Below are 12,494 nucleotides of genomic sequence, written 5' to 3'. Positions count from 1 at the left end.
TTCCCCCATTGAGGTAGTTCAAACACTGCGAATAGTATACCATACTTTTTTGGTGGATAGGCATTCTTCCAAGGTTTTCCCCTCATCACGGGAACGGGAAGAAAACCGGGTCATTTCAAACACACCCTCCAAAATCTCCTGATCCGACAACGCTTTCATCGGTGCTTTCTGCAACGCCGGCAAATCTTCTTTTCCGGCTTCCACAAAGTAACTTTCACCGGGTCTGAAATGCACAAGAACTTCCACCCGGTTGATATTTTCGACTTGCTCCAGCATCGGACAAATCAACCGCACCATCTCATGCTCCATTTCCGGTTTGGTCTGTCTGAAAGCAGTGAGCTCCAAATAAACGTTTTGCTGACGAAGGTCGGCCCGTTGAATCGTCAACTTGATCTGCCGGCTCACCAAATAGTCCACTAAATTTTCGTTGGTCAACCGATGAACTTTTTCCTCTTTAAAAACCGGTTTTGTCGGCGGGTTGTCGGGAAACAACGTCCGGCTGCACATCCAGGAAATCATCAGCGCTAAAACCGTGGACAACAAAACCGCAGCAAACCATCGGACCAGAAAACTTCTCACCCTTGTTTCCCCCTTTGATCTCCCTGATTTTATTTTATAAACAACAAGGGGGAAACATGCCTTGGGCAACAAGACCTCTACTCATCCGTCTCGATTGTTCCGAAACTGGTCATGACCGTTGCCTTTCCGCGAACTTTAATGGCGGAGGTGTTCTCCGTGAATTGTGCAATCATCACTTCGCCCCGGTCCAACTTTTCTGAATGATGAAAACGGGTGTCTCTTCCCCGGGTCAATCCGATTACATTCACCCCGTTCTCTTTGGCTTTGATAATCACATAATCACCTGAAGTTTCCTTCAATGCAAATCCCTCCTTGAGAAAATCAACTTTATTTTACCACGGTTTCATCCTTGCCATGACAATAAAAGAGACTCTCCCATGAGGAAGAGTCTCGTTGTTGGTCGGGCTAGCCAGATTTGAACTGACGACCTCTTGCGCCCCATGCAAGCGCGCTACCAAACTGCGCCATAGCCCGTCATATAATTCATATTGTCTCTCAGTGACAACTAAGATTATATAACGGGTTTTATACAGTGTCAAGAGGTTTTTTTCATTATTTTAAACCAATCAAACTCATGGCTTCGGCACGGGCAGCCGAATCTTCTGCAAACACTCCCCTGACGGCCGAGGTGACGGTTTTGGAACCCGGTTTTTTAACCCCCCGCATGGTCATGCACATATGTTCTGCTTCGATGACGACAATCACACCATACGGATCCAACGACTCCACAATGGAATCGGCCACCGTCGAAGTAATCCGTTCTTGCAATTGGGGTCTTCTGGCTACCGTTTCAACTGCGCGGGCCAACTTGCTGAGCCCGGTCACTCTTCCTCCGCGCGGGATATAACCAATATGGGCTTTCCCGAAAAACGGAACCAAATGATGCTCACAAGTGGAGAAAAAAGGAATGTCTTTCACCAAGACGAGTTCCTCGTGATCTTCACTAAAAACCACGGAAAATTGATCCTTCGGATCTTTGTTTAATCCCGAAAAAATCTCTTCATACATCCGTGCCACACGTTTTGGGGTATCTAATAAACCTTCACGGTTTGGATCTTCGCCGACAGCTTCTAAAATCATGCGTACCGCTTCTTCAATCTTGCGATGGTCTACCATTTATGTTCCTCCATCCAAAAACAAATTCCTGTACAATAAGTATTATACCAATAGAAACAAGGAACATTATATCATATTATAAAAAAACAAAAAGACCTCGAAGAAACGAGGTCTTTTTGGCAGGTTATGTAGTCCCAGCAATCATTACTTATTGACTTCTTCGCGCAATTGTTTACCTGCTTTGAAAGAAACACTTTTGCGAGCCGGAATGATCATTTCTTCACCGGTGCGCGGATTACGCCCTTTGCGCTCAGGCTTATCTTTCACTTCAAAGTTTCCGAATCCAATCAGTTGCACTTTTTCTCCTTCACGCAATGCTCCGGCAATGGCTTCCAATACAGCTTCAACCGATTTCGAAGCATCTTTTTTCGTCATTTCAGTAGCCTCTGCTACTTTATTGATCAGATCGGTTTTGTTCATATTCGCACCTCCGTTTACGAATCCAACACTCTTGCCATACAACCGGCAAATGAGTGGATTTGCGTGGGACAATCCTATACTAATATAGACAAATCGTAAGTTCAAGAGAATCTTTGCGATTTTCCCGGATAACAATAAAAAAAGCGCTGAAAACGCGCTTTTCATATGATTTATAATATAATGGCAATTAATCCCCCGGAACCCTCATTAATGATCCGCTCGAGTGTCTCCTGCAATTTATAGCGGGCATTTTCCGGCATCATGGACAGTTTGGCCTGAATGCCTTCCCGGACGATAGAATTCAGGGAACGGCCAAAGATGTCGGAATTCCAGATTTGCAACGGGTCTTTCTCAAAATCGCGCATCAGGTAATTGACCAGCTCTTCACTCTGTTTTTCCGAACCGATGATGGGCGCAAATTCGGAAGTCACGTTCACCCGGATCATATGGATCGAAGGTGCGGTTGCTTTCAAACGGACTCCAAAGCGGCTTCCCTGTTTGATCAATTCGGGTTCATCCAATGTCATTTCCTCGATTGCAGGGGCTGCCACGCCATAGCCGGTCGTACGCACCATTTTTAATGCATCTGCCACTTTGTCATATTCCCGCTTGGCAATGCTGAACTCCTGCATCAATTCCAACAGGTGATCCCGACCGCGAATTTCAACGCCGACCACTTCCTGCAACACCTGGTCATACAGATCATCCGGGGCATACAGATCAATTTCGGCAACGCCTTGCCCCATATCCATTCCGGACAGAGATGCTTTGTCAATGAAATCATATTGATAAAACTGTCCCACCACCCGGTCCACATCCCGGAGCCTTTTAATGTCTTTGACCGTTTCGCGCACGGACTCTTCAAAACTTTGCCGCAACCAATGATCTTCTTCAAGAACCATGACCCAGCTCGGGAGATTGACATTGACTTCATGCACCGGGAATTCATAAAGCACTTCCTTCATAATGCCCAAAATATCTTCTTCACTCATCGTGGCCACACTGACAGCCAGAACGGGGATGTCATATTTTTCTGCAAGTTCGCCCCTTAAAGCCTGGGTTTGTTCACTGTACGGCTGGGTTGAATTCAAGATCAGGATAAACGGTTTCCCCACTTCCTTCAGTTCTTCGATGACACGCTCTTCCACTTCTTCATAAGACTCCCGGGCCAAATCGGTGATACTGCCATCACTGGTGATTACAATGCCAACCGTTGAATGCTCCTGAATCACTTTCCGGGTGCCCACTTCCGCCGCTTCCTGAAACGGAATCGGCTCTTCAAACCACGGGGTGCTGATCATCCTCGGCCCGTTTTCATCCTCATAACCTTTGGCGCCCTCTATGGCATAGCCCACACAATCCACCAAACGAATATTGACATCCAATCCTTCGTCCACATGGATCTGAATCGCCTGATTGGGCACAAATTTCGGCTCGATGGTTGTGATGGTACGTCCTGCACCGCTGTGCGGCAACTCATCCGTCGCTCTCACTCTTTCAGCTTCATCTTCAATGTTTGGGATGACAACCTGTTCCATGAACCGCTTGATAAATGTTGATTTACCGGTGCGCACCGCACCGACCACACCCAGGTAAATATCTCCTCCTGTTCTCTCTGCAATATCTTTCAGGATATCTACTTTTTCCACGAAATTCCCTCCTCCAGAACTTAAACATCACATGCTGGTCTTGTCGCCGGTGCGAAGGCAACCCCTCCCTCCGGAACCTTCCTTGGACACTACTAATATATGAATGCTTCGCTCCAATATGATTCTTTGGGTAAAAAAATAGAGCTCTCTTTTTGCAAGAAGCTCTAAGATGAACGGGATGACAAGCGGTCTTTGTGACGGGAAGAGGTTACTTTCGTCCGGAATGCGGATATTTTCACAGACCCCGACAACCTTCCCAACAAGAAAACCGACGGGATCGCCAAAAGGTGAAGCAAAAGCAGTTCCATGGGACTTCACTCCTCGGGCCCAAAGTTCTTCCGCTTGTTTTCATCCTTATTCAAAGAAAAAACAGTTATTCATTTTTTGCTGTGGCTTTCCTCATCCACCGGCAACAACCAAGGTTCGTTCCCCTTCATTTGGATCTTCGGGGAAAATGCGGGGACAAAAAGTGCATCTTCGGATAACCACAGGCGCAAATCCGTCTCTTCATCCGGTTTCTCTTTCGCATTTTGCCATTTTTTCATCACTTCTGTCCGGTAATCGAGATAAACTTTTCCTTGCCCGTTGACCACCAAAGGCAGGTTTTCCCCGGAATAAGGGCTGGGCACCTCCACGGGGTCCATACGCAGTTTTTGGAAATCGACGGTGTAAAATGGCCCGTTGATTTTCTCTTTGACCGGTAAAGAATGATGTTGTTTCACATAGCTGTTCACTTCAGCTTGGACTTTCATGACCGCATCATTGACGCGAAGGTCAAATAAGCGGACTTTGGGATCCTTTTCCACATCGACCAGAACAAACAAAAAATATCCGCCCTTTTCAAATGCCGATGGCGGGATATTCCCCAAAATCCCTTTCAGCTCTTCAAAGTTCACCTTGTACTTGGTCGTTAATTTTTCGTCCTCTTCTGTATACTTAAATGGCAAAACCCGGTTTTCCCGGTAATAGGCATCGACCGCCCCCTGCACTTGCGCCACTTGTTCCGGAAGCCGGTCGAGCTGCATCCGTTCCTCCTCCGGATACATACAACCGGCCGCAAGAAGCAGAACAAGGCTGAACATCCCGGGTAACCACTTTTTGAACCGCAAAACCATCCCTCCTCACGTAAACATTCGAATCACAAAGAGCACAACCACCAACAGGAGCAAGAAGGAAACGGTTGAAAAAATCATACTCACCCAGGCCCTTTTTTGTTGCCGTCCGATGGCCACCAAGATATTGATCAGCACCAATAAAAACAAGACAATCATTAAGTCCAATCTTTCCACACTTCCTTTTTCGTTTTCACCGGGATGGGTGAAATCCGCACCGGCCCAGGGGATCACAGGACATCTGCCTCAATACATTCGCCTGCCCTGTGCATAAGATAAATGGACATTAGCCTGAAATGGAGGAAGCCAACATGAGTAACCAACGAAATCGACCAAATGCTTCTCGCAAAAAGAGAAGAAAAAAAGTGACTTCCCCGGCAAAACCGGTTCAGCCGCCCGGCAAAGCGAAGCCGGAACCGCTGCCCCCCATGACATCCGAACATATCGCAAAAGTTCTGAGCGGATTTATGACCTTGCGTTCAACCATCCAAGACTTGAGCAAGTCCATCCAAAAGCTTGAAAACATCATGGATTCGGCATACAAAATTTTCGAATTGTCCAATCAGATGAAATCCGCCCAGCAAGCGTTTCCGTCACAACGCGCTTTTCCCATGCTTCCCCCGCCGGATCGGGAACACACCCCTTCTTTGCCAAGGGAAGAAGACATCCCGGTCATTGATTGGCCGGACGAAAAAAAAGCGGATCCCCCATCCCTCTTTTCATCCATCAGCATCGGCCAAATTCTTGAACTGTTACAATCTCCGTGGATTCAAAGAATGATTGCACAACTGTTCCGTCCCAAAACAGCTTCCACTTCTTCTTATTCCCAAATCAAACGAAAACAGGGGTAATGCTTATCAGGCATTACCCCTGTTTCTTGTACCCTGCTTCTCCTGACCAATCTGATTCCCTGTCCTTGTATCAGTGCTCAAGTTTTGTGGATATTGGTTGAAGCTATTACAGAGTATGAAATCACCGAAAAGCTTGCAACAGGGAAAAAGCCCAAATATCATTTTACCAACCTTGGACGATTTCTTCCAGTTCTTTTGTCCGTCCACGCTCCATCAATTCTTTTACGGCTTGTCTAGGTTCTTTGTTCTCAAAAAGCACCAAATACAGTTGTTCATTGATGGGCATTTCCACATTGTATCGCTTCTTTAAAGCATGGGCGGCACGGGTGGTTTTCACCCCTTCGACAACCATTCCCATCTCCTTAAGAACCTCATCCAACTTTTTGCCTTGGCTCAGCATATTGCCTGCCCGGAAATTCCGGCTGTGCTTGCTGGTGCAAGTCACAAACAAGTCCCCGACTCCGGCGAGGCCGGCAAAGGTAATGGGCTCGGCTCCCATCGCGGAACCTAGGCGGGCAATTTCGGCCAATCCGCGGGTCATCAGTGCGGCTTTGGCATTATCCCCGAATTGAAGCCCATCAGCCAAGCCGGAAGCGAGAGCGATCACGTTTTTCAGCGCCCCGCCCACTTCGACACCCACCACGTCCGGATTGGTGTAGACACGAAAATAATGGTTCATAAACAAGGTTTGGACCTTTTCCGCAGCCGGTAATCCGGAGGATGCAACAACAACGGTCGTCGGACACTTTCGAATCACTTCTTCCGCATGGCTGGGACCGGATAATACGACCAGCCGATCCCGGAACGACTCGCCCAGTTCTTCCAGCAAAACCTCCGACATTCGCTTCCACGAATCCAATTCGAAACCTTTTGTCGCATGCACAACGAGTGCATCCGGAGGCAGATACGGCTTCACTTTTCCGGCCACTTCCCTCATCGTGTGCGAAGGCACCACAAAAACGACGATGTCCCGCCCCTTCAGGCACTCAGCCAGCGAAGGGGAGGCAAAAAGCGATTCCGGAAGTTTCACCCCCGGCAAATATTTCTCATTGGTGTGAGATTGGTTGATTTCATTTGCCTGCTCATCCCTGCGGGCCCATATCTTCACATCATGGCCATTTTCCACAAGAACCGATGCCAGAGCGCTTCCCCAACTCCCTGCACCCAGCACTGCTATTCGTTGTTTCATGCCTTCTCTCCTCTGAATGAGATCTTCCGTTCTTTTCCGCGAATCAAATTACGAATGTTCTCCCGGTGGCGCCAAACGGACATCACCGTGATAATGAGCATCAGCCCGATCAAGCCCCCGGAATAATCCAGGATCCACATCATAACCGGGATAAAGAGGGCCAAAACCAGAGACCCCAATGAAACATAACGGGTAATAACAATAAACAAAATCGCCAAAATCCCGGAAACGAGGGTGGCGCCAAAAAAACAGGTGGCTGTCACCCCGACCATGGTGGCGATCCCTTTTCCTCCCCGAAAACGAAGAAACACTGGCCAGTTATGGCCGACAATGGCCGCAATCCCGCAAACAACCATCCATACCGGGTCTCCGTGAGACAACCAGTGACCCAGTCCCACCGCCGCCACTCCCTTGACGGCATCAAGGACAAAGACGGCCGCCGCAGGTCCTGCGCCAAGAACACGCAACGTGTTTGTCGCCCCGGCATTCCCGCTTCCATATTCCCGAATATCCACGCCTTTTAACCAGCGTGTAAACAAATAACTGAAACTGATCGACCCCAGTAAATAGGAGATCAATAAAGATATCCCCCAACTGAACAACATATTCTCCTCTCTCTCCCTGCTTGTGATTATCAACTTTTCTTTCTTAATTTTATTTTAAGAGGCGTGCCATGGAAAGGAAATGCCTGTCGCAATTGATTTTCCAAATATCGGAGATAACTGAAATGAGCGATCTCCGGATCGTTGACGAAAAACACAATTGTCGGCGGTTTCACGGCGACCTGCGTAATGTAGTGAACCCGGAAGCGGCGTCCCCTGTCGGAAGGAGGCGGTGTCGTCGCCATCGCATCTTGAATCACTTGGTTTAATACGGATGTGGGGATGCGCATCGCATGCTGTTCCGCCACTTCGCCCACGGTTGGCAAAATCTTTTGAATCCGTTTGCCTGTTTTGGCAGAAACAAATAAGATGGGGGCATAGTGCATAAACTGGAATGAATCACGAATTTTTTGCTCAAATTTATGCATTGTTTTTTCGTCTTTCTCAACCGCATCCCACTTGTTGACGATGAAAATGGCCGCTCTTCCCGCTTCATGTGCAAACCCGGCGATTTTTTTATCCTGTTCCGCTATCCCCCGTTCGCCATCAATGACAATCAGACAGACATCGGAACGCTCAATCGCCCGCATCGCCCGGATGACACTGTATTTCTCCACGGACTCATAAACTTTTCCGCGTTTGCGGATCCCCGCGGTATCAATCAGCACATACGACTGCCCGTCATACTCAAAAGGCGTGTCCACCGCATCGCGGGTGGTTCCGGCTTCCGGGCTCACTATCACCCGCTCTTCCCCCAAAATCGCATTGACGAGGGATGATTTCCCTACATTGGGCCGGCCGATGAGCGCTACCCGGATCGTGTCCTCGTCATACTCTTCTTCTTCTTTGTCCGGAAAAAGAGAAACAACGGTATCCAGCATGTCCCCGGTACCCGTGCCATGAATCGAAGAGACCGGGATCACATGTTCAAATCCCAACCGGTAAAACTCGTACACGCCTTCAATATGTTTGACATCATCAATTTTATTCACCATCAAAACAACCGGCTTTTTGGACCGGTGCAACCAACGGGAAACTTCTTCATCCGTTGCGGTGATTCCTTGCCGGCCGTCCGTGACGAAAATAATCACATCGGCTTCTTCAATCGCCAGTTCGGCCTGATTTCGAATATGTTTAAGGATCCCGTCTTTTTCATCAAATTCTATTCCGCCTGTATCAATCAAATGAAACTCGCGACCATTCCATTCCGTGCGGGAGTAAATCCGGTCACGGGTGATTCCCGGCTGATCTTCCACAATCGCAATCCGCTCTCCCGCCAAGCGGTTGAAAATAGTCGATTTGCCCACATTGGGCCTTCCAACGATCGCAACAACAGGTAAACTCATACAAAATCCTCGCTTTTCCATTTTCCAATCATTATATTAAGACATACCTAATCTTATCGATAAATATTTTTTAAGGCAAGCTCTTCTCATCCGGTTTTGATGTTCTTTCAAAGCTTTGGCAGAGACAGGCGTTTTTTGGATATTCGTGAACGAAAATGCTTTTCCAAAATATGAGCGAACAAAATGCCGGTCAAAGACAGCCATAACACATCCATAAAAACATCAGACCCCAAAACGACCGGGGCGAATCCATCCTGATGAAAATAAAGAATCCAAATATACAAGGTCATCAAACTCATGCCCGCAAACCAGATCCGCTCCGGGAGACGGGGAGAAATCAAAAGCGAAAACAGGATTACTCCCAAAAACAACATGATTCGAAAAGGTGGATAAGTCCAGTCGGCATGGGCATGGAGCCATTCATGCCCTAAAAGGAACAAGGTGCCTGCACAAAAGGAACTGCTGAGTAAAGTCATGAGGATATCCGGTGAAAATTTGCTGACGAAATAAATAAATATAAGAAGAAAAGCAATCCATGCGGGATGTATATACAAATACTCATGAACCATCCAAGGTTGACATAAACTGAACAAAGACAAGGTCCACAACACCCATTGGATGTTGGTGCGGGTCGATTCAAACGCTTCCATCCAATGTGACAACCATCCGGTGCCATATAAAATCAACAAGCTCCACGAACAAAGGAAGGCCGCAATCCTGTTCACCTTCTTTCTAAATCTTTTTATATATTTTTTGTAGAAAAAACTTTTCTTAAGCATACAAAAACCAGCCAACTTTTGGCTGGTTTAAACATCCTGTGTTTTTATTTTAAGTTGCGCAATTCCGGATAAACATCACCCAAGGTCACATTCAAACCGGAGGATTGTTGCAATTTGTTCTCTTCTTTTTCTTTTACTTCTTTTTTCGGTTCTTTCGGTTCCACTTCTTTCATGCTTAAGCTGATCCGTTTTTGATCCGGAAGGATATCGAGCACTTTAACTTCCACTTCTTGTCCTTCTTCCAAAACCTCCGCCGGTGTTTCCACATGACGGTGGGAGATTTGGGAAACATGAACCAATCCTTCCACTCCCGGGTAAACTTCAACAAACGCACCAAACGAGACGAGGCGTTTCACTTTTCCTTTCACAATGTCCCCGGCGCTGATTTCTTTGGCCACCTTTTCCCAAGGGCTTTCCAGGGTTTCTTTGATGCTGAGGCTGATTCTTTCTTCTTCCTGGTTGACTTTCAGGACTTTCACCTGCACCTTGTCGCCTTCCTTCAACACATCGGCCGGATGCTCCACGCGGTGCCAGGCGATTTCGGATACATGAACCAGACCGTCCACACCGCCAATATCCACAAATGCCCCGAAGTCGGTTAAACGTTGTACGATTCCTTCCAGCACTTGTCCTTCTTCCAGCTGGCTCAAGCGTTCTTTTTTGCGACGCTCTTGTTCTTCTTCCAATACGGCCTTGTGTGATAAAATCAGCTTGTTTTTCTCAGGATCCAATTCCACCACTTTTAATGTCAGTTCACGACCTTTGTAATCGGAGAAGTCTTCGACAAAGTGTTGTTCAACATGCGAAGCCGGGATAAAACCGCGAACGCCCACATCCACAACCAAGCCGCCTTTGACAATGTCATGAACTTTTGCCGTCAGCGTTTCGCCTGTTTCAAATTTTTGTTGCAACTCTGCCCACGCTTTTTCGGCATCGACTTCCTTTTTGGAGACAATCAATTTTCCTTCGTCTTCTTTAATGCGAAGCACTTTGACCGTGACTTCGTCTCCTTCCGACAAGACATCGGAAACTTTATCCACATGCAAACTAGACAATTCGGAAATGGGTAAAATGGATTCGAATTTATAACCTGTATCAACCAATGCTTGATTGTCTTCCACTTTCACGACTTTGCCTGTTACAACGTCGCCCACTTCTAAATTTTGAACTTCAGCCAACTCAGATTTCATCTCTTCTGCCATCACGAGCCCTCCTCATCATTGCCAGACGCAATCAAAACTATTTTTTATAAAAGAAAGATCAGATTTGAAAAGGTGAGCCTCTGAGTTTCCTCACCTTTTCGATGATCTTCATTCCCTGTTTTCATTTTGCATCGAACGGATTTCTTCCATCACTCGTTCCGTCAATTGTTTCGCCGTTTTCATGTTTGCTTTTTCCTGTAAATACGGCGTGATGTCAATGGGGGGACCATAGGTGATCTTGACCGGACGAAACAACCGGTAAGGTCCGGTGATGTTGACCGGCACAATAGGTGCTTTCCCCTTCAGGGCAACCAATGCGGCACCCACATGAAAATCCAACAGCTCCCCTGATTTGGAGCGGGTCCCCTCCGGAAAAATCCCCACGACTTTTCCGTCTTTAAGGAGTTGAATGGCTGTTTTCAACGATTTCAAATCCCCGGCTCCGCGCTTGACGGGAAAAGCCCCGAAACGGTGGATCAAACCACTCAGAACCGGAATGCGAAACAACTCCTCCTTGGCCATAAAATAAACCTGACGCGTCGTGGTGATCCCCACTAAAGGCGGATCCAAATTACTGATATGATTGGAACATAAGACCACAGGACCCTCTTTGGGAATATGCCCTTCCCCCTCAGACTTGAAGGGATAGAGCAAAGCCATCAAAAATCGAACAATGGCACGTGAAACACGGTATAACATATCTTACTCCTCATCGTTTAATTTGTTACGACAAAGTTGAAGGATCTTTTCGACAACTTCCGAAACCGGGCAATCCGTCGTATCCACCAACACCGCATCCTCTGCCTTTTTTAACGGGGCGATTTCCCTCATGCGGTCGTTTTCATCGCGTTTCGCCAGTTCCGCTTTCAATTGTTCGAAATCCACTTCGATCCCTTTTGCTTTCATCTCCCGGTATCGACGCATGGCCCTTTCTTCAATGGACGCCGTCAAAAACACTTTTACATCGGCATGCGGCAACACATGCGATCCGATATCCCGTCCGTCCATCACAACACTCCGGCCTTCGGCGATCCGTTGTTGGATGTTTACCAGGATGCGGCGAACCCCGGGCATTTTTGCAATGTTTGACGCAAGTTGCGACACTTCGGAAGTGCGAAGTTCATCTTTTAAGGGCTGTCCGTCGACACAGATTCCATCCGGATGCAGATCGATTTGAACCGATTCCGCAAGCTGAGTCATCGCTTCCTCATCTTCCGGATCAATCTGGTTCTGAAGCGCTTTCCATGCAATTGCCCGATACATGGCTCCTGTATCCACATAAGTTATTCCAAGGCGCTTTGCCACTTGGCGCGCCACTGTGCTTTTTCCGGCACCTGCCGGACCGTCAATTGCCACTGAAATCCTACTCATTGATTCTGTTAATCCTCCCTGAAAGTCGGGATGAAAATGATAAGAGCAGGCGTAGCCTGCTCGATTGGAAATACTTTATTCGATTCAAGTAAATTCCTCTCGACAAACTAAAACGCAACTGCTACCTGATCATATCAACTATGTATTTCCTTTTTAAGTAAAAACATGAAATTCGAGCGAATGACATCGCGCATCACGATAAAGGAAACCTGTTAAAAGAATAACATAATTTAGTCATAGTTGCAATGAAAACAATTAAATGAGCCGATCTTATTATA

General features: G+C 47.1%; 16 protein-coding genes and 1 tRNA gene. 1 reads left to right on the top strand and 16 read right to left on the bottom strand.

What is annotated here, in order from left to right; all coding sequences use genetic code 11:
* Positions 1–18: 18 nt before the first annotated feature.
* The 9 genes from ATH33_RS03280 to ATH33_RS03245 form a co-directional block, all read right to left on the bottom strand.
* Positions 19–579: a hypothetical protein gene (locus ATH33_RS03280; RefSeq protein WP_037995273.1), complete on the bottom strand. Its 561-nt coding sequence runs from the start codon at positions 577–579 to the stop codon at positions 19–21.
* 77 nt (positions 580–656) lie between these two features.
* Positions 657–878, bottom strand: a complete 222-nt coding sequence (mtrB, locus tag ATH33_RS03275; protein ID WP_037995275.1) for a trp RNA-binding attenuation protein MtrB — start codon at positions 876–878, stop codon at positions 657–659.
* Positions 879–976: 98 nt separating this feature from the next.
* Positions 977–1,053 (bottom strand) — tRNA-Pro (locus tag ATH33_RS03270).
* Between the two features lie 78 nt (positions 1,054–1,131).
* Positions 1,132–1,695, bottom strand: a complete 564-nt coding sequence (gene folE, locus ATH33_RS03265; RefSeq protein WP_037995277.1) for a GTP cyclohydrolase I FolE — start codon at positions 1,693–1,695, stop codon at positions 1,132–1,134.
* 144 nt (positions 1,696–1,839) lie between these two features.
* Entirely contained in the window at positions 1,840–2,115 is a 276-nt protein-coding gene (locus ATH33_RS03260; RefSeq protein ID WP_037995279.1) for an HU family DNA-binding protein, read from the bottom strand.
* A 170-nt stretch (positions 2,116–2,285) separates the two neighbouring features.
* Positions 2,286–3,764, bottom strand: coding sequence for a stage IV sporulation protein A (spoIVA, locus tag ATH33_RS03255; protein WP_037995281.1), 1,479 nt, complete (start codon positions 3,762–3,764; stop codon positions 2,286–2,288).
* A 164-nt stretch (positions 3,765–3,928) separates the two neighbouring features.
* On the bottom strand, positions 3,929–4,072 hold the full coding sequence (locus ATH33_RS13510) for a hypothetical protein (RefSeq protein ID WP_156097728.1): 144 nt from the start codon (positions 4,070–4,072) through the stop codon (positions 3,929–3,931).
* Between the two features lie 69 nt (positions 4,073–4,141).
* Positions 4,142–4,873, bottom strand: a complete 732-nt coding sequence (locus ATH33_RS03250) for a hypothetical protein (protein WP_037995283.1) — start codon at positions 4,871–4,873, stop codon at positions 4,142–4,144.
* Between the two features lie 12 nt (positions 4,874–4,885).
* Positions 4,886–5,110, bottom strand: a complete 225-nt coding sequence (locus tag ATH33_RS03245) for a hypothetical protein (protein WP_037995285.1) — start codon at positions 5,108–5,110, stop codon at positions 4,886–4,888.
* A 77-nt stretch (positions 5,111–5,187) separates the two neighbouring features.
* Here ATH33_RS03245 and ATH33_RS03240 point away from each other — a divergent pair, with 77 nt between their 5' ends.
* Entirely contained in the window at positions 5,188–5,727 is a 540-nt protein-coding gene (locus ATH33_RS03240; protein ID WP_062842974.1) for a hypothetical protein, read from the top strand.
* A gap of 163 nt (positions 5,728–5,890) precedes the next feature.
* On the opposite strand, the gene ATH33_RS03235 is transcribed toward ATH33_RS03240, so the two are convergent.
* The 7 genes from ATH33_RS03235 to cmk form a co-directional block, all read right to left on the bottom strand.
* The gene (locus ATH33_RS03235) at positions 5,891–6,916 is read right to left on the bottom strand and encodes an NAD(P)H-dependent glycerol-3-phosphate dehydrogenase (protein ID WP_049719991.1); all 1,026 of its coding nucleotides are present in this window, start codon (positions 6,914–6,916) and stop codon (positions 5,891–5,893) included.
* Positions 6,913–7,521: a glycerol-3-phosphate 1-O-acyltransferase PlsY gene (gene plsY, locus ATH33_RS03230; RefSeq protein ID WP_037995289.1), complete on the bottom strand. Its 609-nt coding sequence runs from the start codon at positions 7,519–7,521 to the stop codon at positions 6,913–6,915. The genes ATH33_RS03235 and plsY overlap by 4 nt, the downstream gene beginning before the upstream one ends.
* A gap of 29 nt (positions 7,522–7,550) precedes the next feature.
* The gene (gene der, locus ATH33_RS03225; protein WP_037995291.1) at positions 7,551–8,864 is read right to left on the bottom strand and encodes a ribosome biogenesis GTPase Der; all 1,314 of its coding nucleotides are present in this window, start codon (positions 8,862–8,864) and stop codon (positions 7,551–7,553) included.
* A 107-nt stretch (positions 8,865–8,971) separates the two neighbouring features.
* A complete protein-coding gene (locus tag ATH33_RS03220; protein ID WP_138615010.1) occupies positions 8,972–9,589 on the bottom strand; it encodes a hypothetical protein in 618 nt (205 codons plus the stop codon).
* Positions 9,590–9,687: 98 nt separating this feature from the next.
* The gene (gene rpsA, locus ATH33_RS03215; protein ID WP_037995296.1) at positions 9,688–10,845 is read right to left on the bottom strand and encodes a 30S ribosomal protein S1; all 1,158 of its coding nucleotides are present in this window, start codon (positions 10,843–10,845) and stop codon (positions 9,688–9,690) included.
* A 108-nt stretch (positions 10,846–10,953) separates the two neighbouring features.
* Complete coding sequence (locus tag ATH33_RS03210; RefSeq protein WP_037995299.1) at positions 10,954–11,544, bottom strand: lysophospholipid acyltransferase family protein; 591 nt, start codon at positions 11,542–11,544, stop codon at positions 10,954–10,956.
* A gap of 3 nt (positions 11,545–11,547) precedes the next feature.
* Positions 11,548–12,216 (bottom strand): (d)CMP kinase, encoded by a 669-nt coding sequence (cmk, locus tag ATH33_RS03205; protein WP_037995301.1) that lies wholly within the window; start codon positions 12,214–12,216, stop codon positions 11,548–11,550.
* Positions 12,217–12,494 lie beyond the last annotated feature (278 nt).

This window comes from Thermoactinomyces vulgaris, from assembly GCF_003688725.1.
Lineage (GTDB): Bacteria > Bacillota > Bacilli > Thermoactinomycetales > Thermoactinomycetaceae > Thermoactinomyces > Thermoactinomyces vulgaris.
Note: the sequence above shows the minus strand (reverse complement) of the source record. Positions and strands in the feature narration are given on the sequence as shown.